A 23,138-nucleotide genomic window follows, 5' to 3' on the forward strand; every position below is an offset into this window, starting at 1 on the left:
TTACTTGCGCAAAGCGATTGGCTAGACATAATGTCTGGTCCAGGATGGATATGTAAATGAATTAGCGCAAGGGAGTAAAATCTGTCCTCAGGATCTTCCTCAAATTTTGACTAACCAGTTGACCTCAACATGACCGCACTCTCCATCAACATCAACAAAATCGCCCTGCTGCGCAATTCGCGTGGTCGTAATTATCCGGACGTACAGGCTTTTGCTGCCCGCTGCCTGGATCTGGGGGCGCAGGGCATTACCCTGCACCCGCGCCAGGATCAGAGACATGCGCGCTATTCGGATGTGGAAACTCTGGGTGCGCTGTGTCAGGCGCGAGGTGTGGAATTGAATGTCGAAGGATATCCTGCCCCGGAATTTCTGGAGGTCGTCAAACGCTACCGTCCTGCGCAATGCACGCTGGTGCCGGATGCGCCAGATCAGCTGACCTCAGACCATGGCTGGGATTTGCGCAAGGATGCTGATTTTTTGCGCCCGGTGCTGGCCGAACTCAAGGCCTTGGGCATACGCAGCAGCCTGTTTGTTGATTATGACAACATGGACCTGTACCTGGCCAAAGAACTGGGTGCGGATCGTGTCGAGTTATATACCGAACCGTATGCAGAACATTTTGGTACGGCTCATGGCGAAGCAATTTTCCAGGGCTTTGTGGCTGCCGCCAAACGTGCGCAGGATGCGGGCCTGGGCGTGAATGCCGGGCATGACCTGAACCTTGATAACCTGGCCAGATTCCTGTCCATACCAGGCATACTGGAAGTATCCATAGGCCATGCGGTCATCGTCGAATGCATAGAGTCAGGTATGCAAGAGGTATTGAGTCGTTATGCAGCAATCTGTCGTTCGTACTAATTGTTATGCATTCTGCAAGAAAAAATGAAAAGCAAAAAAATGTGAAATTTTTCCTTGAATGCTGCAAATAATTGATCTACATTGAAGTCGCAGCGGCCACAACGTGGCTGTTGGTGATGTGTCCCCCGATGCTTTTGTTGTTGGCAACATAGACTATCTTGCAGTAAAAACCGTACAAACAGCAATGTTTGTACAAAGGCAAACCATTCGAAAGAATGGGACGCAAAACTAGAGGGCCCTCGCAAAATACCGCAGGGCAGCCAGATGCCGTAATCCGCACATGCGGTTTTTCGTTAAGAGGCAGGTCGCTCATGAACAGTCATTCTATGGCGCTTTCCGGCGCTTCCAAAAAAGTCCTTATTGGTGTTTTTGGATTGTCAGATTACGAACTGCGTCTGGTTCGTAGTGTACTCAGTTTAACCATGGCAAGTGGCCGCAGGCATTCATATGCCCTGTTTGATGCGACGCATACTGCTGATCCGGATATCGTCATTCTTGACCCTGACAATATGCAGGCAAGAGCTGCTTTGCAGACCTTGATCGAGTCTCGCAACATCCCTGAACCTGCTACCGTATTTATCTCTAATGCCGGGCAGACCACGCCTGGCAAACACCATTTGCTGCATCCACTGGTTCCGACCAAAATGCTGGCACTGCTGGATCAGGTCGCTGATGAGCTGGACCGCGTCATGCCAGGCGCAGCGGCAGTAGCGACCGATGCAGCTAGCACTTCCTCTTCTGTGGTACAGCCGCTGATGCAAAGAACTGCACCGGCTTCAGTATTACAGACCGGCCACCGGGCCCTGATCATCGATGACAGCCCGACAGCCAGAATCAAAATTGACCTCGAACTGCGTGCCATGAAGATCGCTTCTGACTGCGCAGAGACGGGTGAACAGGCTTTGCAGATGCTGGAGAAAAAGGCTTACGACATCATTTTCCTGGATATCGTCATGCCAGGTGCAGATGGCTATGAAATCTGCAAAATCATCCGTCGTCATCCTCAAACCAAACGTACGCCGGTCGTCATGCTGACCAGTAAATCTTCTCCTTTTGACCGCATACGCGGTTCATTGTCAGGTTGCAGCAGCTACCTGACCAAACCGGTGGAACACCTGAAGTTTCGCGCTGTGGTGGAGAAGAGTTTAACTGCCGGTGACCTTCCTTTTGCGATGGAAAAAGCCTCTGGCCTGGCCATGGGTACCTGAAGCAATTCCTGTTCAAAAATTTTGTTTCAAAGTACCGTTCATCCGAACGGTACTGGCAATGTGACCACCTATCTCAGGAGCAAATCATGAAAAAAGCCCTAGTCGTCGACGATTCCATGGCTGAACTGGCCAATATCAAAACCATACTGTCCGATGCCGGTTATCTGGTCGTGACTGCGTCCAGCGGCAAGGAAACGCTGGAAAAAGCCAAGGCAGAAAAACCATCCATCATTTTCCTCGACATCGTCATGCCGGAAATGGATGGCTACGAAGCCTGTCGCAACCTGAGCCAGGACCCGTCCACCAAAGACATACCGATTGTTTTTGTCAGCAGCAAATCGCAAAAAGCTGACCGCATCTGGGGCCAGTTGCAAGGCGCAAAAGGCTATGTTGCCAAACCCTATACCGCTGACCAGATCATCGATCAGCTCAAGATCGCTGCCTGAACTTTTTGAAGAGACGCATCATGAGCGCACTTTCCACCAGCAGCAACGGACCAGTCAAAGAATGGCTGCCACCCAGTATGGCCTTGCAGCGTTTTGCCCCACCAGGTGACTTGCTGTGGAACGATGCTGCACCAGTGGTGGAAAGAAAGCGCTATGGCTATCGCCTGGCGTCTCTGAACCTGCTGGTCCGGGCAGAGGTCGGCAGTGAAGTGATACGGGCGCAGGCCCTGGCCCCCTTGCCTGGTGCCGCGACCTATTTGCTGGGTCTGATCAATCTGCGTGGCAATCTGGTGCCTGTCTTTGATCTGGGTCTGGTATTGGGCGGCCGCAGGTCAGACATTACGCCGAATAAATTGTTCCTCATACTGGATAAAGGTGACAACGCCGTCGGTATGGTGATCGATAGCTATCCGCAGCCTTTGGTGGGCTTGCGCAGCATCGCTCAGTTGCCGCAACTGCCAGCCACGCTGGAGGCACATGTGCCTGCAGCCTACATGCTGGATGAACGGGTCTGGCTGGATTTTAATCACGAAAGTTTTTTCGACAAACTCAGCCGCAGCAAGTAAGAACAAGTAAGAACAAGTAAGAACAAGTAAGCACAGATCAGAACAGCAATACAGGCAAGCCCGCCTGTTCTTTGTTGATGTATTTTTCGTGGAGAGCAAAATGAAATTACGTACTCCGAATATCGGTATCCGGCTTGGTCTGGGTTTTACTGCCGTGTTGTTATTGCTGGCAGTCACCGCCTGGCTGGCGACATCTAATCTGAAAACCATCAATGACGGTACCCACCGTATTGTGGACGGCAGCTACCCTAAAGTGGTGCTGGCGTACAAGATGCTGGGCAATGTCAATGCCAATGCGCGTTCCATGCGTAACATGCTGCTGTTGAATGACCAGGCAGCGGTTGAGAAAGAACAGCAATTGATTTTGTCACGCAGGCAGAATCAAGAAGCAAATATCGCTGGCTTTGAAAAACTGATCGTCAGCGAAGAAGAAAAAGGTATCTTCCAGACCGCGACGGATGCACGTAACAAATACGGCGCTTCACAAAAAGAATTCTTGCGCCTGACGACTGAAGGCAAGAAGGCCGAAGCCACCACCTGGCTGCTGGGTAATCTGCAGGCCGATCAGGAAAAATGGTTTTCTTCCATGGATAGCCTTATCGATTACCAAACCAGGCTGGTGAACAGTGATGGTGCGGCGGCGGATACAACCTACCTGAACGCCAAGAACGTGTTGTTCCTGGTTGCGGTCTTGTCCATCTTGCTGGCTGCCGGTGTGGCGTACTGGATGACGCGCAGCATTACTCGTCCGGTATCGCATCTGGTAGCGGTTATGCAGAAACTGACACAGGGTGATGCAAACGTCAGGGCGCGCAGCAATCATCCGGACGAAATCGGCAAGCTTTCACGCCAGTTCGACAAGATGGTGGATGAACGTGAAGCCAGTCGCAAGACAATTGAAGAAGAAAATGAAAAACTTAATGAATCCGTTCTGGTGCTGTTGCAGGCAGTGGCGCAACTCGCCAGTAAAGATCTGACTGTAAAGGTGCCGGTATCTGCCGATGTGACTGGTGCGGTATCTGATGCGCTGAACATGCTGACCAGTGAAACCGCGAAAGTGCTGCGCGACGTGAGTAATATTTCTGCCGACGTGACGGAAGCGACGATGAAAGTGAAGGCCCAGTCCGATAACGTGATGGCGGCAGCGGCAGAAGAACGGCTGGAAGTGGAACACACCACCCTGTCCCTGTCGACCGCTTCCGAAGAAATGCGCAATATTGCTGATCTGGCACAGACCTGCAACCGCGCAGCGGACAATGCGATACGTTCCACCCAACTGGCGATGGATACGGTAACCAGCACCGTGGGTGGTATTAACAGCACCCGTGAAATCATACGTGAAACAGAAAAACGGATTAAACGCCTGGGTGAACGTTCACAAGAAATTTCCGGCGTGGTCGGCCTGATCAATGCGATTGCAGAACGTACCCACATCCTGGCCCTGAACGCGAGTATGCATGCGGCATCTGCCGGTGAAGCAGGTCGCGGTTTTGCGGTGGTTGCGGATGAGGTGCAAAGGCTGGCAGAAAATGCGCGTCAGGCAACGCTGCAGATTTCTGGTCTGGTCAACAATATTCAGCTGGAAACATCCGATACGGTCAACACCATGAACTCTGCCATTGCCCAGGTGGTGGAAGGTAGCCGTCTGGCAGAACAGGCTGGTCTGCAAATGCAGGCAACCCAAAACGCCACTACCGAACTGGTGCAGTCGGTACAGCAGATTGCCGTCAAATCTCATGGCCAGGCCAAGGCCAGCCAGGATTTGCTTGATCGTGCGATACAGATCAAGAAAACCAATCAGGAAACCAGTCTGCAACTGGATGAACAGTCAGCCCAAACCACCAATCTGGTGGAATACGCAAGGATGCTGTTGTCCACGGTGCGCGTGTTCAAACTGGCCGCCTGATATAGGGTTGCCAAGGGTACAAAGGGTAAAAAGGGTACAAAGAGGGTCGGCTTGCCGGCGGCATGGTTTGCTGCCGGATTTTTTCTTCCCTTCCTCTTCTTCTATTTTCGTCATTTCCACCATTACTCGTCTGAGGCATCATGGAACAGCTAGAAACCCATTCGGCAGATTTCAGTCATGTCGTCCTCGGTGCGCTGGACGAGGTATTCAAGCTTATGGAGACCGATGCTACCCATTCGGTTAACGTGGCCGATGTAAGCAATGTACTGTCTTGCTATATCGAACAGTTACGGCGCATACGTGCCGCAGCCAGTGCTGCCGATATGCCGGGCCTGCATTGGGTGTGCGCGCTGATAGAACGTAATCTGATCAATCTGCATAACCAGAACCGCCTGCTCAGTGATGAAGAATATTTTTTACTGAGTGAATGGCCAGACCTGCTGGCCAGCCATGCATTGAATCATGGCGACCGCAACATAGAAACCCTGATCGCCCATCTGTCCACTGCCAGCTGGCCCCTGCCATTGAACCAGGTTGATTCCTGCGAATTGCGTCAGCTATTGTGCACCGACCCGCTCACCTCTGATGAGGAAATTGATGAACCTCCACCTCTGTTTCTGGTTGCTACAGGCGACCTGCTGATGGATTCCACTCTCGATGGTGCCTCTTACACGAGCGCCAGCTATAGCATGCTGCTGCCTGCGCCACTGTCTTTGTCGCTGCCTGTGCCCCACAATGAACAGGATTTCAGTCTGGCGGAAGCCGTACTGCAATCACTGCAGGGCGAGCCATTAGCTGATCCGCCCGAACTTTCCATGCCTGGCCTGCATGACGCGCTGGATGCCCTCATCATGAGCCTGACAGCCGATGAACACTTTGCCCAAGGCGGTGAGCATGATGCCCTTACCCTGCAAGCCTATGCAGCACAGTTGCTGGTATTTTCCAGTTGCGCATCCGCTCCGGCGATGGAAGCGATTGCCGATGCCTGCCATGCATTTGCCGGTGTAGTGACGCAAAGATCAGCAGTAGCACGTCCTGTGAATGAATCCGAACTGCGATTGCTGAACCGCTTCCCGCTATTGCTGATGGATGGCATTACCGACCCGGCTAATCCGGATCTGACCGCTAACATGCTGGATGTTATCTATGATGCGGCATGGATGGGCGAGCATGAATCAGTCGCAGGGTCTGACACTGATGCATCCCGGGTAGCAGCGGAAATACAGGTGCAGGCAGACGTAACAATGTCTTCGGACGCACCCGCGCCTGTTTCTGTACTTGTTTCTACTGCGGAACAGGAAATCAGCAGCGACATGCTGACATTGTTTGCCAAAGAATTCAGCCTCATGGCCGACATGCTGACGGAAGACCTGAATGCCGTGCAGGCATTGGATGCCTCCAGCGCAGAAACAACGCAAGCCCTGCAAAATTACGGCGATGCCCTGTCGCGTATAGGTGCCACTGCAGAATCCGTGGGCCTGACCGCGTTACAGCAGGTATTGAACATCCTGGCACAGCAATTGTCTGCACTGAATGCAAAACCCGATGAACACCAGCATGCGCTGCTGACGACTTTGCCAGCAAGGCTGCTCGCTTACCTCGAAAATCCGCTAGCAGAAGTGCCGGCACTGGAATTGATGGAACTGGTCATGGATCCTTCCTGGCCAGCGGATGCCGTGCAATGGGATGACAGCCTGTTTGCCCGCCTCATCGACGTCAGGGTGCTGGAAGCGAGTCAGCAGGAAGACAGCGCGCCAAGCATCATCAGTGCGGCTGATGTATCCATACAATTGCCGAATGACCTGAACACGGAACTATTCGACGGCCTGTTGCAGGAACTGCCTGTCCAGGTTGCCAGTTTCACCTCCGCCATAGAAAAACTGGCCAGTGGCACAGGCAAAATGCAGGACGTGGAACAGGCCAAGCGGGCTGCCCACACACTGAAAGGCGCGGCCAATACGGTAGGCATTGCCGGTATCGCCAATCTGACCCATCATCTGGAAGATTTGCTGATCGTACTGAGCAATCAGCAAAGCTTGCCTGACAGGGCCTTGTCCGAAGTATTGACCGAAGCGGGCGATTGCCTGGAAGCCATGGGCGAAGCAGTTATGGATGCAGGCCCGGCACCGGCCCAGGCACAGGAAGTCTTGCAGCAAGTCTGTGATTGTGTGCGCATGATGCAGAGTGATGATCATGTTGTCCAGCGTGTTGCAGAACATACCATGCCGGAAGAAAGCCAGGACATATCTGCTGTTATATCGGTTGCGCAATCCGAAGGCGTGGTGCTAGATCTGGTCGAGCCTGGCTCGCATGCTGCCGAACCGATGTTGCGCGTACCAGCCAAAGTCGTCGATGAATTATTGCGCCTGGCTGGTGAAAACGTCATTTCGAATGCGCAAATCCAGGAACAACTGAAACAGACACAAAAACAATCCAAAGCCATACAGAAACAGGACATCCTGTTCCAGAAACTGATCGCCGATCTGGAAAACCTGGTCGACGTGCGCGGCATGAGCAGCCCGCAGAAAATCGCCAGCACCAACTCTAACACCAGCATGACAGATGGTGACTTTGACCCGCTGGAGTTCGAACGCTATAGCGAACTGCACACCATCACTGCCCAGCTGGTAGAGGCGCGCACCGATGCCTTCGAAATGTCGAATCACATCGATGAACAATTGCATTCACTGGCCGAATTGCTGGAAGTGCAACGTCGCCTGCAAATGGAAAACCAGCATGCCGTGATACGTACGCGCCTGGTACCGGTGACGACCGTGGTGTCACGCCTGCAACGCAGCGTGCGTCAGACCTGCCGTCTGCTGGACAAACAGGTCAACCTGACGATACTCGGCGCGAATACCAATATCGACAGCAATATGCTGAATGACCTGACTGATCCGCTCATGCACATCTTGCGCAATGCGGTGGATCACGGCATGGAAGCAATTTCTGTCAGGCTGGAGCAAAAGAAAGCCGTCGCCGGACTGATAGAACTGAGCTTTGCCCGTGAAGGTAATTCCATCGTCGTGCGCTGTCGTGACGATGGTGCCGGCCTGGATTATGCCGCCATACGTCGTACTGCCCTGAAGAGAAAACTCATCAGTGCCGACCGCGTCCTGTCGGATGAAGAACTGGCAAGGCTGATCCTGATGCCCGGTTTTTCTACCAGGGATGCCAGCACGCAAACGTCTGGTCGCGGCATAGGCATGGACATGGTGCATTCCCGCATACTGGAAATGAAAGGCTCGCTGAACCTGCGTTCGGTTGCTGGCCAGGGTCTGGTGGTGGAATTGCGTCTGCCAGCCAGTCTGTTGTCGGAACATACCCTGATGGCCAGAGTGGGTGGCAACATGATGGCAATTTCCAGCCGCCGCATCCTTGACATCCATTACATCACTGACGCGCAAATCGACATGATTGCAGATCAACCCGTGTATCGGGTTGGTGACACCGTGCATCAATTGCTGAAGCTCGACAAGCTGCTGGGCATGCAAGGTCTGAGCCGTGATGTGCAGGCACATGGCTATCCGGTCTTGCTGATCAGTACCGATACTGGTGCCACCTGCGCCATACAGGTACAGGAACTGGTTGATGGCCGTGAAGTCGTGGTCAAGAAATTTGGTCGCTATGTACCTAAAATCCAGGGCACTATCGGTGCCGTTATCCTGGGTGACGGCAGTGTTGCACCAGTGATTGATCTGCCTGAATTGCTGCGTGCCAGCATGCAGCAAGACATGCGTGCAGACGATGAGCAGGCAGGTTTGCCGGTACACAACGAAACGCAGACCATGCATGTGAGGACCGCACTGGTGGTCGATGATTCCCTTTCCGCCCGTCGTGCCAGCGCACAGATCATGCGTGATGCCGGTTATGAAGTGCGTACCGCGATTGATGGACTGGAAGCCGTTGCCCTGATCGATGAAGCCTTGCCTGACGTGATACTGGTGGACATGGAAATGCCGCGCATGAATGGGCTGGAATTGACCAGCCATGTGCGTGCCCGTAAATTGAAAAAACACATTCCCATTATCATGATCACTTCACGTTCCACCCAAAAACACCGCCAGCAGGGCGATGCCGCCGGTGTCGATGCCTATCTGGTCAAACCATTCAGCGAAGATGCACTGCTCCAGCATATTAATCGTCTGACCAATCGTCTGACTGATCATTCGACAGGGGTATGAACATGGGCGCGATGATGCCGGGCATGAGACAGGAAACCAGAAACCGTATCCTGCTGCGTATTGAAGGTTTGAAACTGATGTTGCCGCAAGGTGATATCTGCGCAGTGGAATCCGTGGTTGACATGGATATGCAGGACCCGCCAGCCCATGCACTGGGTCGCATTGCCTACCTTGGGCAACGCTGGCCGGTAGTCTGTATTGATGGCGAATTCCGCGTGCTGGATAACTTGCCGCTGGCACGTCGTGCCTGTGTCATGCTGGCCACCGGCAGTGGTTTTCTTGGGTTGCTGTGCGATGACGTACGGGTTTTGAATCAGCTTGATATCGCGGATTATTCCCTGCCCATGGCGATGCGCTGCAATGACACACCGGTACAGGCACTGATGCCATTTGAGTCGGGCCTGGCCTGTATTACCGATGCCGGACGTTTATTGCAGTTCGGTGCGCTGGCTTTGGCACTTGCTCAACAGAAGCAGGAGGGGTAGTCATGTCAATCGCTACTGCCTGGCTGCTGGATGTGGGAGATGGCAAACGCGTCGCCATCGGTCAGCGTGAACTGATACAGATTATTGATGCCCCTGACAGTTTTGAAGTACCGCTAGCGCCCAGTCATATGCGCGAGGTGATCTTCTGGCAAAAACGGGTGGTGCCGGTCATGCAACTGCCGTTGCGCCTGGGTGGGCGGGCTTGCACAGGCAATATCCTGGCCCTGGTTGCTTTTCATGATCAGCTCAGCAATACCGCCGGCCTGGGAGCTATCCACCTGTCGGCACCGCCGGTGCGTGTACTGGTTGATGACAGTCAGGCCAGCGATATCGAAGACGAACATCCGGCCTGGCAGGAAATGGCGATTTCCTGCTTTGATCAGCAGGGCAGCCGCATACCGGTATTACACCTGAGCCGTATCTTTGCTGGTGAGGACCAGACCGTGGCAAATGTCGTTGACCCTGGCGTAAATATGCGTGCCTGAACTGTTCGGTAATGCCCGGTCAGTGTACCTCGACATGGACTTCATCCATATTGGTCGCGGCGTACCTTCCCCTGGACCGCAATGTCCAGTCACCCGTCTTCATGCAAGTGCAGGTAAAATGTGGCTTATACATATCCAGACTGAACTGGTACTTTGAACCCATAGCGGTTCATACAGTTAACAGTCCTTACTTTGGACAGCTCACATGAACACCTCATTGCCGCAGCAAGTCAAAATTGTTGAAGTCGGACCACGTGATGGTTTGCAAAATGAAAAAGAAAGCATACCTGCCGACGTCAAGATCGAACTGGTTAATCGCCTTACCGCAGCCGGTTTTGTGAATATAGAAGCAGCCTCTTTTGTATCGCCAAAATGGGTGCCGCAAATGGCGACTTCAGCAGAAGTCATGGCTGGTATTACGCGCAAGCCCGGGGTTGTCTATTCTGTGCTGACACCGAATATGAAGGGCTTTGAAGCGGCGCTGGCAGCCGGTGCCGATGAAGTGGTGATTTTCAGTTCGGCTTCTGAAGCCTTTGCGCAAAAAAATATCAATTGCTCGATTGCCGAATCGATAGAACGTTTCCGTGATGTGGCGCAGGCAGCAAAACAGCACAAGCTGCGCCTGCGTGGCAGCATCAGTTGTTCTTTCGGTTGCCCATATCAGGGGGAAGTTGCCGTAGACAGCGTGTCTGATGTGGTCAAACGCATGCGCGATCTGGGGTGCGATGAAATCGATATTGCCGACACCATCGGTGTGGGCACGGCCTGGCAGGTGCAGACTGTCATGCAGCGCGTGGCCCAAGATTTTCCTGTCGCAGCCTTGTCCGGTCATTTCCATGATACCTATGGCCAGGCACTGGCAAATATCTATGCCAGCCTGGAAGTCGGTATCTCGATTTTCCATTCATCTGTTGCCGGCCTGGGTGGCTGTCCGTATGCCAAAGGGGCGACCGGCAATGTGTCTACCGAAGATGTCCTGTTCCTCATGCAGGGGCTGGGGATACATACGGGCATCGATTTGAATGCCGTGGTTGACGCCGGGCAATTCATTTCTGCACACCTGGGGCGCAAGGCAGTCAGCCGGGCCGGTAATGCTCTGGCGGCGAAACGCCTGGGTTGACCTGCTAGAACTCATCCCTATTTATGAAATGAGTTCTACATACATGGCATGACCATGGCGGCAAGCCGCGCTTGTTCAGGGTGACACTTCTACCCCGCGCCAGAAGGCGATGAAACCGACTATTTCTTTGGCCGCATCCTTGGGCGTGGGATAAGTCCAGGCGGCATCAGTATTGGCCTGCCCGTTGACGACGATGTCGTAGTAACTGGCGGTACCTTTCCAGCCGCAGACTGTGTGTTTTTCGCTTTCGCGCAAATATTCCTGATGCACGCTGGTCATCGGAAAATAAGTATTGCCTTCAACCTTGACGACCTCGGCATCAGTGGCCTGGGCGATGATCGTGTCTTTCCATTTTGCTGTGGGCATAAGAATTACTCCTCAGGATCTTGCTGTGACCGGGCCAGGCGCAAGCCAGCCAGTTGCCAGCGCGCCGTTGCCGGGAAAAAATTGCGATAAGTGTTGCGGCTATGCCCGGCAGGGGTGAAGGCAGATGCACCGCGCAAGACATATTGATTGACCATGAATTTGCCATTGTATTCGCCGACGGCACCGGTCGCTGGCACAAAGCCGGGGTAGGGGCTGTAACTGCTGCTGGTCCATTGCCAGCAAGAATCAAATAGCTGGCTCAACTGACCTTCTGTTTCATGCTGGCTGGCTGCGTATTCCCATTCGGCTTCGGTCGGCAAGCGCGCATCGGCCCAGACTGCATAGGCACTGGCTTCAAAATAAGACAGATGGCTGACAGGCTGTTGTAATTTCAGGGCTTGCAGGCCATGCAGGGTAAATTCCTGCCAGCCCTGTGGATCTGGACGCCAATACAGTGGATGCTGCAAGTCATGCTGACGCACCCAGTCCCAGCCCTCGGCCAGCCATAGTGTCGGCTTGCGGTAACCGCCATCATCTATAAAGGCCAGGTATTCGGCATTGCTGATGAGGCGTGTGGCGAGTTGAAAGGGCTCCAGGAACTGGCGGTGGCGCGGGCTTTCATTGTCAAAACAAAAGTCTTTACCCAGGTGGCCTATCTCACACAGGCTGGCATCATACTGTTGCCAGGCGAGCGCCGCACATGTTGTCGCCAAAGGATGCAGATCGGCGGGGCTGGCAGGGTTGGCAGGACTGACATATAGGGCTGGATAAAGTGGATTACAGGACAGCAGGTGCTTGATATCTGTCAGCATCAATTCCTGGTGTTGCTGTTCATGTTGCAGGCCCAGTTCCAGCAATTGAAAAAAATACGGATCTTTGACGCTGTCGCAACATCGCCGTATGCGTGCATCGACCTGCTGCCGGTAAGCCAATACGGTATCCAGTGCTGGCCGGGTCAGCAAGCCGCGCTGCGGGCGTGGATGTTTGTCGCCTACGCCGTTGTAATAAGAATTGAACAGGACACGAAAATCCTGGTGAAAAGGCTGGAAATGTTCTTCGAACTGTTCCAGGATAAAGGTTTCAAAAAACCAGGTGGTATGTGCCAGATGCCATTTGATGGGGCTGGCATCGGGCATGGACTGGGCCATGCAATCTTCTGCCGACAGAGGGGCTGCAATCGCTACCGAGCGTTGACGTACCTGTTGCCAGCGATTAATGATGTCCGCATATTGCATGCGATGATTCTCCTGGTCTGGCTCAGGCAGCTTTGGCATACATCACGGCAAACCACGCATTGGCATCGGTCCAGTGGCTGACATGTGAAAAGCCTGCTTCCGTCAGCAAGTTTACAAAACTGTCTATGCTGTATTTATAACTGTTTTCGGTATGGATGTGTTCATCCTTGATGAAATTCCGGTAGCCGCCTGGCCAGCTGACGCGGATGTTTTCCCTGGCCCGTAAATGCATTTCTATGCGCGACTTCTCGGTGTTGAAATACGCTTCGTGCTGCCACTGACGCACATCAAAATCGCTATGCAGCAAATGATTGATATGGCGCAGCAAATTCAGGTTGAATGCTGCCGTAACACCCAGGGTATCGGCATAGGCATCATCCAGCAAGGTCTTGTCCTTGATCAGGTCTACCCCGATCAGAATGCCGCCACTGCTGTCGCAGGATGCGCGCAAATGCCGCAGGAAAGTCAGCGCCTGGTGCGGCTCAAAATTGCCTATGGATGATCCAGGGAAAAAAAACAGACGCTTGTCATTGCGTACTTCTACCGGCAGTTGCCAGTCTTGCGACAAATCCAGCCCCAGGGCCGTCATTTCTATGTGCGGGAAGCGCTGTTGCAGGCGCCGCACGGCATCCTGCAAATGGTGAACAGAAATATCGATGGGCACATACTGGTCTGGATGCAGGACCGGGAACAGGCGCGCCGCCTTGGCGCAGTTACCGGCACCCAGGTCAATCAGGCTGCCACCGGAACCAATGACATTGGTCATGTCAGCCATATGGGTCGTAAAGATTTCTGCTTCGGTACGGGTTGGATAATATTCTGGCAGTACGCAAATGGCTTCAAACAATACCGAACCGACCGCATCATAAAAATACTTGGGCGACGTGTGTGCTGCATCTGCCAGCAGGCCGTTTTCCAGTTCGTGGATGATGTGTGCAGGTGTCGTGCGTTCTGCGCTTGCAGTGCTGTTCAGACGGTTTGATTCGGGCATGGTCGTCGGGGCAAAAAATTCAATCGGCAGGCCGGTTGGGCCTGTTCTTGATACTTGGTAATGCCTTTCCAATTCAGCGCCGTTTATGCGGGGCTTGCCATAGAGCAGGGTTGCAGACTCAAGGTGGGGCTTAGTGTACAACTTATCGGATAAAAAATCCTGAGGGGTTATTGGACTGAATACCCAGCATGTTTTTGGCTGAAATCTTTGGGGCTGCATGTCAGGGCAGCACGCAAATCAGATGTAGCAATCAATTTAAAAGACACTGTTTTACTGACAATCTATTACCTGTCGATGAATTTGATCTTGTCAGAAGCCTGGTGGCGCATCTGTTCGTTATCGTACGCTCCATGTGCCGAAATAAGACTGCATTGCAGTCACAAAATCGACGGTACTCGTCAGCTTGCCATCACATCTGACGATTGCTTCCTTTTTGAAAGCCAGGACACCGCATTCTAGTTATTGAAGCGAAAATATGGCTGTTATTGCAATAATGAATGGCAAAAAAGTTGCAATTAAATATTGCCACAAAGTGTTGTTTTAATGAAACTTAGCATATGTATAGTTATAATATATAAAGACATTTTATGTTAGCCTCAAAGTCCTTAAAACTTACTCAGAGGATAACTATGTTCCGTAAATCAATTTTCACATTTGTCTTTTTGGCATGTGCTTCTGCTGCGTTTGCTACTGATACCCCACCTGTATCCCCGGAAATGCAATGTATCGCTGCTTGCGTCGCCCTCTTGGGATGGGAAGACGCTACTAATTGCATTATGATTTGTACAGACTAATTTCCCCATAAGATGAGTATTTGTTGATGTAATGCAATGTAAGTGTCTTGTTATCTCATCATGGGGAAGTTTCCTGTGATGAGATTATTTTTTTGGGTAAACTAATAACGAATTATTAAGAAAAAATTTAATCGTGCAAATTAAAAAAATCCAATTACTGATTCTGACTACAGTTTTGCTAGCTACTACAACTAGCTGGGCGCAAAAAATGGTTCCATCTACGCGAAGTGAATGTACAAGAAAATGTAATTCCACTTTATTAAAGACTCAAAAATTTGGTGGCGAACTGACTAAAATCCGAGACGCTATTGCAAAAGAAACAGATCCGGAGAAACTCAAAGAACTGCGTCAAAAAGAAAAAGAAGAACTTGAACGTGCAACAGAAAAGGTAGCTGATGCCTGCGAAGAGATTTGTCAACATAATCCGGATTAACAGTATTCCGTTTTATAAACTTAACTACATCTTGTGGAGACAAATTGGTCAGGCTCTGTGCAAGAGAAGACTGTATTTTTATGAATAAAAAAATTAATGCAGCTTGTAGTCTTTTACTGGCCTGCGGATCAGTATGGGCGCAGGATGGCAAGCAGTCTGCACCTCCAGCTCAACAACCACAACAGGTTATCGTTAACGGCGCTCAAACCGACATTGAAGCTGCACGGGATTTTGTTGCAGGCAAGCTGATTATTGGCCGCAAGCAGATCGAACAGAGTGGCTTGCAAAATGTGTCAGAAATCCTCAAGCGGGAACCTGCCATTACGATAGGTAAAGATGGTCGTCTCAGTTTGCTGGGCTTGCCCGGTTATACCCAGATTTTGCTTGATGGCCAACAACCCATGGGTAAGGCACCGTTGGAGCTGGATCTTACCCAGGTAGATAAAATCGAGATTATCAAATCGGCGACTGCGGAAACCGGCCCTTTCGGTATCGCTGGGACGATTAATGTGATCAGCCGCAAGATTGAACGCAAAACCCTCCAGCAAGTTCGTCTGGGGGTTACCGGGGTAGCAGGAGAATATGGCGGCAACGGATCGTGGATGTTCAATCAGTTCAGCCCGGATAGCCCCTGGAGTCTGAATCTGAATGTCAGCGCCAGGAATGGTCGCAGCCCGCGTTCAGGTAATGATCAACAAATACTGATCAGCCAGGCAGGTTTTCAGCCGCAATTTAATGCCCAGCGCAACTCGATAAGAACGGATGAATTTTTAACGCTGACAAGTGAACTCGCGTATAAATTCGGCACCGGGAATAATTTCAGCGTTAAACCGGATTATGGTCAGATAAAACAGGACCAAACCAGAACAGAACAAAGAAACTGGAACGATGGACGATTGCAACAGACCAATCAACGCGGAACCAGCAGCCTGAGCGGATACGCATTGCCGTTTAGCTGGAATTACGATGCAGGAGATGCGGGTCAACTGGATGCCAGTTTGCGTTACAACCAGATGCAACTCAGCGGCGATACTCTGCGTATTGACCAGGGCACGGCAATTGGTTATGCGATTCGCCGGCAGCAACAAATTGACGATCAGGCCAGTTATATCCTGTTGTTGAATTACCGTAACAGCTTTAGTGGCGGGCATACTGTCAAATCGGGTTTGCAATGGACGCATGGTAGCCATGATATCAATCGCGCTTATTGGCTTAATGACCAGCCAGATACCAGTCTTTCCGCATTAAGCAAGCAAAGCCTGGCCAAGGAAGATAAATTGCGCCTCTTTGTCCAGGATGACTGGCGTTTGAATAAAACACTTGCACTCAATGGTGGGGTTTCAGTCGAAGATCAGGTATTGAAATTTAATGAAGGGGGCATCCGGAGCCAGTCGAATTTCCGGGTCTGGTCACCTTCGTTTCATTTGGCAAAAAAATTGGAAGGTGATCAGAAGCGTCAGTTCCGCCTCTCTTTAGCACGCAGCTTCAAGGCACCTGGCTACGACCAATTGTTGTTGCAGCCGGTAATAGATCCTTTTGCACCTTGTGTTACTCCGGCGGGTTGTGGCAGCAACACGATTGATACTGCCGATAGCATGGGTAATCCGCATCTGCAACCAGAAAGGGCACTGGCTTTCAACCTGAGTTATGAACATGGCCTGAGTAGTGATAGCCAAATCAGCTTCGAGGCCTACTCACGCCAGATTGAAAAGAAAATTGGCAACGAAATATTGTTGACCACGGTGCCTTGGGCAACGGTGCCACGTTATGTGCAAAGACCGGCGAATCTTGGGAGTGCATCCATTTACGGTGTAAGTGTCGACTGGCGCGTTGCTTTGACCGATATATCGAAAACAGCTCCCAAAGTGGATTTGCGCGGCAGCTTTGGATTTGCACATTCAGTGTTGAGCGATGTACCAGGACCAGATAATCATCTGGATGGCCAGTTGCCGTGGCGCGCCAAAATAGGCATGTCGTACAAACTTGAAAACCTGCCAGTCAAAGTTGATGTGGATGCCAACTGGCTTCCCGCTGACTGGGTACGGAATAATCTGACGCAGAGAACTTATGAGTCACGACAAAGAACGCTGACAGCGAACGCAGTCTGGACAGTGAACCCTGATCTGCGGGTGATTATGAATCTTGACAATATGTTTGCACCGCAGTCGGAAACGATACGCGAATACATACTGCCTGGTGCCAGCGTACAGACGCGTTCGCAGAACTCTTCATTTACACGTGTCGGTCTGCGACTGGAACTAAAACTTTAAGGACGATCAATGCAAGCGCGCTATCGAAAATATCTCAAAGACGGTCTTATACTCATGGCAGTTGCCGCTTTGGCGATTGTTTTAGGGACTAATATTCCACGCTGGTACAAGCTGTTGAATGGCCCATTCAAAAATGGCGATTACTCGGCACATATAAAATCCTTACCTTATAAAGTGACACTTTACGGTACCTCAACTTGCCCGCATTGCCAAAGTGCGCGTATGTATCTCAAACAGGCGGGTATCGAATTCAATGATGTCATGATTGATAAATCAGGCGATGCGGCGAAGTTGTATCAGCAACTCGGTGAAAAAGCTGTACCGATATTGGTCAGCGAGAAGAAAATGCTCGTAGGATTTAGTCCGGGGCGATATGAGGAAATGTTGAAGCTTGCCAGCATAAAATAGGACTTTGAGAGAGCTTTGACAGGACTTTGACTGTAATTGGTCAGGCTCTGACTCTAGCAGTAGTTCAGTTTTTTCAGGCATCCATCAGCTCAAAATGAAATACTTTGCTGACAATTTGCCACCGGCCATCGAGTCTGGTGAGTGTCAGAAAATCAGTGAAAAATTTGTTTGCTATTGCACATTCCACACGTGCGAAAGCTGTTACCGGACCTGCCAGCTCTATGGAAATAATGCGGTCGCGACGCGTTTCGTTGCGGCTGGCGGGGGATGGCCGTTGGTCGACGACAGGGAAGTATTGCTGCATGTCCAGATGCAGTAAATGCCCTTCCGTGGCGCAATAATAGTGGGCTTCGGGGTGAAATACGCGGGCGAGGATGCGGGTGTCACTTTGATACAGACCGTCAAAATACTGCTGCAGCATGGCGATGATGTCGGGGTAGGCGGTATTCATTTTTATTCCTTTTTTTTTCCGTTTTTAATTCTGCTTTTAATTCTTTGTGTGACAACAAAACCGGCTGCTGGTCGCCGGTTTTTTTATTGCGGGTGATGTACCAGCATCAGACCAGCATCAGACCGGCAAGCCCTCAGCCTTTAATGCTGCCTGCACATGGGGTCTGGCTTTGACATTGGCGATGAAGCCTTGCAAATGCGCGAAGTCGCTGATATCCAGGTTCACGTGCCTGGCCCAGCCGCTTACCGTGAACAAGTAGGCGTCGGCTACGGTAAAGGTATCGCCGGTCAGGTAGCGACTGCCTTCCAGGCGACTGTTGACCCAGGCGAATTTCTTGCGCAGTAATCCTGCGATCAGGGTTTTGCCTTCGGCGTTCATGGCCGGGTCAAACAGTGGAGCGAAGGATTTGTGCAATTCTGATGTGATGTAATTCTGCCATTCAAGTACACGGTACCGTGCCATGCCAGAAGCTGGCAACAAATCACGGTTTTCTGCCCGTTCGACGACGTATTGGGCAATGATGGAACCTTCTGTCAGTATCTGGCCGTCGTCCAGTTCCATGGTTGGTACCTGGCCTTTGGGATTGATGCCGTAAAAATCCACGCCATCCGCAGTTTTATGGATAGAGGTATCGACTTTTTGCAGGCTGAAATCGATGCCGGCTTCACGCAGGATGATGTGTGGAGACAGGGAGCAGGCACCGGGAGAGAAATAGAGTTTCATGGTTTTGGTCTTTCGGTAAGGGGTAAAGACTGCGCTGTCATGGTGACAGGGCATGGCGGCATACTATGCCAAACGAAATAGTTGATAAACTAGGTAAAAGTTACTTTATAAATTACATGGTGTAATGTGAATCGACATTTTGCGGATGTATTGCTGGGCAGCATAGAATTGTTTTGCCTGGCGGCAGAGCTGGAAAGCTTCAAGGATGCAGCCAATGCGGCAGGGCTGACGCCGGCAGCGGTCAGTCGTTCCATAGCCAGGCTGGAAGAACGCATAGGCGTGCGCCTGTTTGTACGCACCACACGGCAATTGCGGCTGACTGAAGCCGGGCGCGCCTATTTTGTGCAATGTCGCCAGGCCCTGAACCAACTGGTGGAAGCCGAGCGTGAAGTCTCTGGTCAGCAAATGCAGCCTGCTGGTCTGGTGCGTATCAGCATGCCTACGCCGTATGGTCATTATCGGGTATTGCCTTTGCTGGCAAAGTTCCGCCAGATCTATCCTTTGGTCAAACTGGATTTACAACTGAGTAACCGCAATGTTGACTTTACTGCGGATGGTTTTGATCTGGTGATACGTGGCCGTATTCCGCCAGATTCGGGCATGATTGCGCGACGCCTGGAAGACCCTGAGGTCGTGGTCTGTGCCACGCCAGAATACCTGCAGCGTGTTGGCGTGCCTGTAAAGCTCGAAGACCTGGATCAGCATGAATGCCTGCAATTTGTCTTGCCCAGTGCCGGACAAAACGTCGTCTGGATTTTCCGGCGCGATGGTGAAGATGTAGACTGGCCTACCAAGGGTGGTCTTACCTGCTCGGAAGACTTGCTGGGCATCATTACCCTGGCAAGACATGGCGCAGGCCTGCTACAGGCATCGCGCTTCATGGTGGAAGAAGATTTACGCGTCGGGCGGCTGGTGGAGGTGTTACAAGAGTTTAGCGGGCGTACCAGGCCATTTTCTCTGCTGTACCCGCGTGACCGTCACCTGCCTTTGCGGGTCAGGGTATTCATTGATTTTCTGATTGCAGAACTGGCACAGGATTAGCGTCACTGCCATGCCAGTACTTGCTCTATCAACCAGGCTGCATCGTCCAGCGGTAAATCATGGCCGGCAGTGGGGTGCAGATGCAGGGGGCAATGCCATAGTTCCGCCAGTTTGCGTGAACAGGCAGCATTGACCAGCTTATCCCGCTCACCCGCCAGCAAAAGCAGAGGAACTTTGTCTGAGCAGGGCGGCGCACGAAAGCGCATGGCGGCCAGCAACTGCCGCAGGATATTGCCAATGCTGATGGGCTTTTCCTGTGCGTACGCAGTCCAGCGTGCCACGATGTCTCTACCCTGTTCTTCAGTATGCAGATTGCTGGTGATACGCAAAATCAGTTGCTCACGCTGACTGCGCGAACCGAACAACATGGTGGCGACTAGGGCCGCGTAATTTACCGGCCTTAGTCTGTGGTAAAACGGATTATGCGGCGCCACGCTGGTATTGATCAGCACCATGCGCTGCAAGTCTGCCGGATATTTGTCTGCCCAGGCCAGTGCCACCATGGCACCCAAAGACACTGCCAGTATTTGCACCGGTTCTGATACCCCTTGGGTTTGTAATTGCTGGTGAGCATAGTCAGCCATCGCTTCTACGCTGCTGAGGCTATGCCCTGCATGCAATTGACCATTTCCAGGAAAGTCCAGGCATAACACGCGTCCGGCGCCTGCTGCCTGCTGGAAGCGTGCAGGAAAATCGCCCCAGTGCCTGCTCTCGCGCATCAGGCCACGCAACAACACCCAGGTCGTCATGGCCGGTACCAGCGGGCTACAGCGCGCTCTTGCAGGCGCAGACGGGTTGGCCCCCTGGCCAGCCATTGTGCATGCCCGCAAGTGGCCCGCATCAGGAAATCCAGCCAGGAATTATGCCGACGCAAGACACGGCTCAGCCTGTGTTGTGCGACTGGATTGAACATGCCATGCCGCGAAAATAACTGGCGCGGGTTTTTCTTGACCCATAGCCACGACCCCATTTCCAGCGTCAGCGGCAGGAAAGTTTTGCTATTGTCCTGTTGCGCCTGCAGGTACAGATAATCCCAGATATCACCATGGGTGCGGTATTGCAGGCTTTGTGGTTCGAACAGGTAGGAATGATTGGGGTGGGTTTGCTCAAATAATTCTTCCAGTGCCAGTATATCTGCCAGATGATCTATGGGGTGCACGCTATGCGCATGAGGGAACCAGACGCGGTCACGCAGGCCAAAGCCGGAATGGCAATCAATCGCCATGCTGAAAGGCCGCGAAAGTAATTCTTGCTGCACGGTGCGACACAGTGCCAGGTTTTCTGCTTCCATATCCGCACCCGCCGCGCCGCGATACCAGGGCAGGCGCGGGCTGAAACGATGTCCGCCCAGCAGGAAGGGCACCTTGTCCTGAGCTTCCACCGGCGCATTGCGCATCAGGTCAACGCCACTGGGGTTGCAGCGGGTAGATTGCCACATGCCACCGGGATTGATCAGCGGCATGAATACCAGACGCACATCCTGCAACATATGTTGCAGGCTTTTATCCCATGACAGGCGTGTCAGCAGACCGCGCAAAAAAGACAGCAAGACTTGCGTGCCTATGCGTTCCAGCCCATGGATGCCACCAAAAAAGCCGATGGCTGGAGCGCTGGTGTCGGGATTGCCAAGCGCCAGTTTATACACAGGAAATTGCTTGTGCCTGACTGCCACCTCACACAAGACCTCTACCTCCAGTTGTCCGCGGCCAAGGGCGATAATGCGTTCCAGTTCATTCAGTTCAGGCAGGGCAGACATGAGCAAGTGCTTAAAAGTTAACCACGCCATGCTAGAGGAGCTATACGCAGAATGCAAGAAGGAAGCGGCCCAGACGTTAAACTGGGCAATTATGACCAACACATTACGGTACTTGGGTGCATAGGGAACTTTTCGTGCGCCTGGCCCTCTGCATATAGAATGGCTGTTGAAGTCAGGCTTTTACCGCTACTGAAAGCTAATACAAATGACGTACACAGATTAAGGAGTTGCTTTTGTCCAGTCAATTGAAGAACATCGCTGCCGATGACGAGGCCTATTGGTCAGACATCCGGTCGCAGTACACCGTATCCTCTGATTTCATCAATCTGGAAAACGGCTATTTTGGTGTGCAGGCACGGCCTGTGTTTGAAGCTTTCCAGGACCATCAGGCACAGGTGAATGCCGAAACTTCGTATTTCTTGCGGGTGCGTTATGCGCCCCTGTTCGTGCAGGTCATGCAGGCGTTGAAGGATTTTTGTGGGGTGGATGAGGGCGAGCTGGTATTGACACGCAATCTGATCGAGGGCATGAATATCCTGCTGCAAGGCTATCCTCTGCAGGCGGGTGATGAAGTCATACTCGCCACGCATGATTATGATCTTGTCATCGATACCCTGCTGATGCTGGAGAAACGCAAACAGATACAACTGCGGCATTTGCAGTTGCCGTTCGACCCTGCCAGTGATGAAGACATTGTGGCCCATTATGAACAGGCCATTACGCCCAGGACCAAACTCATCCTGCTTACCCATATGGTACACAGGACAGGGCAGATCATGCCGGTGGCCAGGATTACTGCCATGGCCAGACGGCATGGGGTGGATGTCATGGTCGACGCAGCGCATTCTTTTGCGCATCTGAATTACCGCATGACAGAACTGGGTGCTGACTTTGTCGCGGTAAATCTGCATAAATGGCTGGGTGTGCCACTGGGAGTCGGCATGCTGTATATACGCAAGCACAGGGTGGCGGACATTGCGCCGTTGTTCGGCAATGCCAAATTTGCTGACAATGAGATTTTTAAATTCACACAGGTGGGGACAGTGCCGCCAGCGAATGTGTTGACAGTGCTGGATGCCTTGAAGTTTCATGACTCCATAGGATCGGCCAACAAAGAAGCGCGCCTGCGTTACCTGACGCAATACTGGGTGAATCAGGTGCGTGGCCTGCCCGATGTGCGCATCATGACGCCGACTGATCCGCAGCGTTCATGTGCCATTGCCGGTTTTGGTATTGCCGGTAATTCCGGTCATGCCATCGTCGATTACCTCATGCGTGAACACAAGATATTCACCGTCACGCGTGACCTTGATGGGCATGACATCGTCAGAGTGACGCCACACCTGTACACCAGTCTGGAAGATCTCGACAAGCTGGTGGCTGCGATCAGACAACTGACGCAAGCCTGATCC

21 protein-coding genes and 1 riboswitch are annotated in these 23,138 nt (G+C 52.0%); of the genes, 14 read left to right on the forward strand and 7 right to left on the reverse strand.

What is annotated here, in order from left to right; translation table 11 throughout:
• Positions 1-129 precede the first annotated feature (129 nt).
• The 9 genes from H8L32_RS22205 (at position 130) to H8L32_RS22245 (ending at position 11,258) form a co-directional block, all read left to right on the forward strand.
• Positions 130-858, forward strand: coding sequence for a pyridoxine 5'-phosphate synthase (locus H8L32_RS22205; protein ID WP_186949500.1), 729 nt, complete (start codon positions 130-132; stop codon positions 856-858).
• A gap of 187 nt (positions 859-1,045) precedes the next feature.
• Positions 1,046-1,130: riboswitch (cyclic di-GMP riboswitch) on the forward strand.
• A 39-nt stretch (positions 1,131-1,169) separates the two neighbouring features.
• A complete protein-coding gene (locus H8L32_RS22210; RefSeq protein ID WP_186949502.1) occupies positions 1,170-2,066 on the forward strand; it encodes a response regulator in 897 nt (298 codons plus the stop codon).
• An 86-nt stretch (positions 2,067-2,152) separates the two neighbouring features.
• Positions 2,153-2,512 (forward strand): response regulator, encoded by a 360-nt coding sequence (locus H8L32_RS22215; RefSeq protein WP_186949504.1) that lies wholly within the window; start codon positions 2,153-2,155, stop codon positions 2,510-2,512.
• Positions 2,513-2,532: 20 nt separating this feature from the next.
• On the forward strand, positions 2,533-3,078 hold the full coding sequence (locus H8L32_RS22220) for a chemotaxis protein CheW (RefSeq protein WP_186949506.1): 546 nt from the start codon (positions 2,533-2,535) through the stop codon (positions 3,076-3,078).
• A gap of 100 nt (positions 3,079-3,178) precedes the next feature.
• On the forward strand, positions 3,179-4,984 hold the full coding sequence (locus H8L32_RS22225) for a methyl-accepting chemotaxis protein (protein WP_186949508.1): 1,806 nt from the start codon (positions 3,179-3,181) through the stop codon (positions 4,982-4,984).
• A 140-nt stretch (positions 4,985-5,124) separates the two neighbouring features.
• Positions 5,125-9,168, forward strand: a complete 4,044-nt coding sequence (locus H8L32_RS22230) for a hybrid sensor histidine kinase/response regulator (protein ID WP_186949511.1) — start codon at positions 5,125-5,127, stop codon at positions 9,166-9,168.
• A gap of 23 nt (positions 9,169-9,191) precedes the next feature.
• Positions 9,192-9,653 (forward strand): hypothetical protein, encoded by a 462-nt coding sequence (locus tag H8L32_RS22235; protein WP_222619458.1) that lies wholly within the window; start codon positions 9,192-9,194, stop codon positions 9,651-9,653.
• Between the two features lie 2 nt (positions 9,654-9,655).
• Complete coding sequence (locus H8L32_RS22240) at positions 9,656-10,138, forward strand: chemotaxis protein CheW (protein ID WP_186949514.1); 483 nt, start codon at positions 9,656-9,658, stop codon at positions 10,136-10,138.
• Positions 10,139-10,343: 205 nt separating this feature from the next.
• The gene (locus tag H8L32_RS22245; protein WP_186949516.1) at positions 10,344-11,258 is read left to right on the forward strand and encodes a hydroxymethylglutaryl-CoA lyase; all 915 of its coding nucleotides are present in this window, start codon (positions 10,344-10,346) and stop codon (positions 11,256-11,258) included.
• A gap of 75 nt (positions 11,259-11,333) precedes the next feature.
• Here H8L32_RS22245 and H8L32_RS22250 read toward each other — a convergent pair whose 3' ends face one another.
• From H8L32_RS22250 to egtD, 3 genes are read right to left on the reverse strand one after another with little or no spacing between them, the layout of a single operon-like run.
• Entirely contained in the window at positions 11,334-11,624 is a 291-nt protein-coding gene (locus H8L32_RS22250) for a DUF427 domain-containing protein (protein WP_186949518.1), read from the reverse strand.
• Positions 11,625-11,629: 5 nt separating this feature from the next.
• Positions 11,630-12,859 (reverse strand): ergothioneine biosynthesis protein EgtB, encoded by a 1,230-nt coding sequence (gene egtB / locus H8L32_RS22255; protein WP_186949520.1) that lies wholly within the window; start codon positions 12,857-12,859, stop codon positions 11,630-11,632.
• A gap of 22 nt (positions 12,860-12,881) precedes the next feature.
• On the reverse strand, positions 12,882-13,850 hold the full coding sequence (gene egtD / locus H8L32_RS22260; RefSeq protein WP_186949522.1) for an L-histidine N(alpha)-methyltransferase: 969 nt from the start codon (positions 13,848-13,850) through the stop codon (positions 12,882-12,884).
• Between the two features lie 927 nt (positions 13,851-14,777).
• On the opposite strand from egtD, the gene H8L32_RS22265 reads away from it, so the two are divergent.
• The 3 genes from H8L32_RS22265 (at position 14,778) to H8L32_RS22275 (ending at position 17,755) form a co-directional block, all read left to right on the forward strand.
• The gene (locus tag H8L32_RS22265; protein ID WP_186949524.1) at positions 14,778-15,077 is read left to right on the forward strand and encodes a hypothetical protein; all 300 of its coding nucleotides are present in this window, start codon (positions 14,778-14,780) and stop codon (positions 15,075-15,077) included.
• An 80-nt stretch (positions 15,078-15,157) separates the two neighbouring features.
• The gene (locus tag H8L32_RS22270) at positions 15,158-17,347 is read left to right on the forward strand and encodes a TonB-dependent receptor plug domain-containing protein (protein ID WP_186949526.1); all 2,190 of its coding nucleotides are present in this window, start codon (positions 15,158-15,160) and stop codon (positions 17,345-17,347) included.
• Between the two features lie 9 nt (positions 17,348-17,356).
• A complete protein-coding gene (locus H8L32_RS22275; RefSeq protein WP_186949528.1) occupies positions 17,357-17,755 on the forward strand; it encodes a glutaredoxin family protein in 399 nt (132 codons plus the stop codon).
• A gap of 73 nt (positions 17,756-17,828) precedes the next feature.
• Here H8L32_RS22275 and H8L32_RS22280 read toward each other — a convergent pair whose 3' ends face one another.
• Entirely contained in the window at positions 17,829-18,206 is a 378-nt protein-coding gene (locus tag H8L32_RS22280) for a nuclear transport factor 2 family protein (protein WP_186949530.1), read from the reverse strand.
• Positions 18,207-18,323: 117 nt separating this feature from the next.
• Entirely contained in the window at positions 18,324-18,929 is a 606-nt protein-coding gene (gene gstA / locus H8L32_RS22285; RefSeq protein ID WP_186949532.1) for a glutathione transferase GstA, read from the reverse strand.
• A 126-nt stretch (positions 18,930-19,055) separates the two neighbouring features.
• Here gstA and H8L32_RS22290 point away from each other — a divergent pair, with 126 nt between their 5' ends.
• Complete coding sequence (locus H8L32_RS22290) at positions 19,056-19,970, forward strand: LysR family transcriptional regulator (protein WP_186949534.1); 915 nt, start codon at positions 19,056-19,058, stop codon at positions 19,968-19,970.
• A 2-nt stretch (positions 19,971-19,972) separates the two neighbouring features.
• Here H8L32_RS22290 and H8L32_RS22295 read toward each other — a convergent pair whose 3' ends face one another.
• Together H8L32_RS22295 and H8L32_RS22300 are read right to left on the reverse strand one after the other, a co-directional pair.
• Positions 19,973-20,719 (reverse strand): alpha/beta fold hydrolase, encoded by a 747-nt coding sequence (locus tag H8L32_RS22295; RefSeq protein ID WP_186949536.1) that lies wholly within the window; start codon positions 20,717-20,719, stop codon positions 19,973-19,975.
• The gene (locus H8L32_RS22300) at positions 20,716-21,726 is read right to left on the reverse strand and encodes a M14 family zinc carboxypeptidase (RefSeq protein WP_186949538.1); all 1,011 of its coding nucleotides are present in this window, start codon (positions 21,724-21,726) and stop codon (positions 20,716-20,718) included. Before H8L32_RS22300 ends, H8L32_RS22295 begins: the two co-directional genes overlap by 4 nt.
• Positions 21,727-21,959: 233 nt before the next feature.
• Between H8L32_RS22300 and H8L32_RS22305 the strand changes: the two genes are divergently transcribed.
• Entirely contained in the window at positions 21,960-23,135 is a 1,176-nt protein-coding gene (locus H8L32_RS22305) for an aminotransferase class V-fold PLP-dependent enzyme (protein ID WP_186949540.1), read from the forward strand.
• Positions 23,136-23,138 lie beyond the last annotated feature (3 nt).

It is taken from the genome of Undibacterium hunanense (assembly GCF_014284335.1).
In the GTDB taxonomy this organism is placed as follows: Bacteria; Pseudomonadota; Gammaproteobacteria; order Burkholderiales; family Burkholderiaceae_D; genus Undibacterium; species Undibacterium hunanense.

Bases quoted from the DNA above. Each gene is read 5' to 3' on its own strand.
- H8L32_RS22205 (WP_186949500.1), top strand. From the start codon at position 130: ATGACCGCACTCTCCATCAACATCAACAAAATCGCCCTGCTGCGCAAT.
- H8L32_RS22210 (WP_186949502.1), top strand. From the start codon at position 1,170: ATGAACAGTCATTCTATGGCGCTTTCCGGCGCTTCCAAAAAAGTCCTT.
- H8L32_RS22215 (WP_186949504.1), top strand. From the start codon at position 2,153: ATGAAAAAAGCCCTAGTCGTCGACGATTCCATGGCTGAACTGGCCAAT.
- H8L32_RS22220 (WP_186949506.1), top strand. From the start codon at position 2,533: ATGAGCGCACTTTCCACCAGCAGCAACGGACCAGTCAAAGAATGGCTG.
- H8L32_RS22225 (WP_186949508.1), top strand. From the start codon at position 3,179: ATGAAATTACGTACTCCGAATATCGGTATCCGGCTTGGTCTGGGTTTT.
- H8L32_RS22230 (WP_186949511.1), top strand. From the start codon at position 5,125: ATGGAACAGCTAGAAACCCATTCGGCAGATTTCAGTCATGTCGTCCTC.
- H8L32_RS22235 (WP_222619458.1), top strand. From the start codon at position 9,192: ATGAGACAGGAAACCAGAAACCGTATCCTGCTGCGTATTGAAGGTTTG.
- H8L32_RS22240 (WP_186949514.1), top strand. From the start codon at position 9,656: ATGTCAATCGCTACTGCCTGGCTGCTGGATGTGGGAGATGGCAAACGC.
- H8L32_RS22245 (WP_186949516.1), top strand. From the start codon at position 10,344: ATGAACACCTCATTGCCGCAGCAAGTCAAAATTGTTGAAGTCGGACCA.
- H8L32_RS22250 (WP_186949518.1), bottom strand. From the start codon at position 11,624: ATGCCCACAGCAAAATGGAAAGACACGATCATCGCCCAGGCCACTGAT.
- egtB (WP_186949520.1), bottom strand. From the start codon at position 12,859: ATGCAATATGCGGACATCATTAATCGCTGGCAACAGGTACGTCAACGC.
- egtD (WP_186949522.1), bottom strand. From the start codon at position 13,850: ATGCCCGAATCAAACCGTCTGAACAGCACTGCAAGCGCAGAACGCACG.
- H8L32_RS22270 (WP_186949526.1), top strand. From the start codon at position 15,158: ATGAATAAAAAAATTAATGCAGCTTGTAGTCTTTTACTGGCCTGCGGA.
- H8L32_RS22275 (WP_186949528.1), top strand. From the start codon at position 17,357: ATGCAAGCGCGCTATCGAAAATATCTCAAAGACGGTCTTATACTCATG.
- H8L32_RS22280 (WP_186949530.1), bottom strand. From the start codon at position 18,206: ATGAATACCGCCTACCCCGACATCATCGCCATGCTGCAGCAGTATTTT.
- gstA (WP_186949532.1), bottom strand. From the start codon at position 18,929: ATGAAACTCTATTTCTCTCCCGGTGCCTGCTCCCTGTCTCCACACATC.
- H8L32_RS22295 (WP_186949536.1), bottom strand. From the start codon at position 20,719: ATGACGACCTGGGTGTTGTTGCGTGGCCTGATGCGCGAGAGCAGGCAC.
- H8L32_RS22300 (WP_186949538.1), bottom strand. From the start codon at position 21,726: ATGTCTGCCCTGCCTGAACTGAATGAACTGGAACGCATTATCGCCCTT.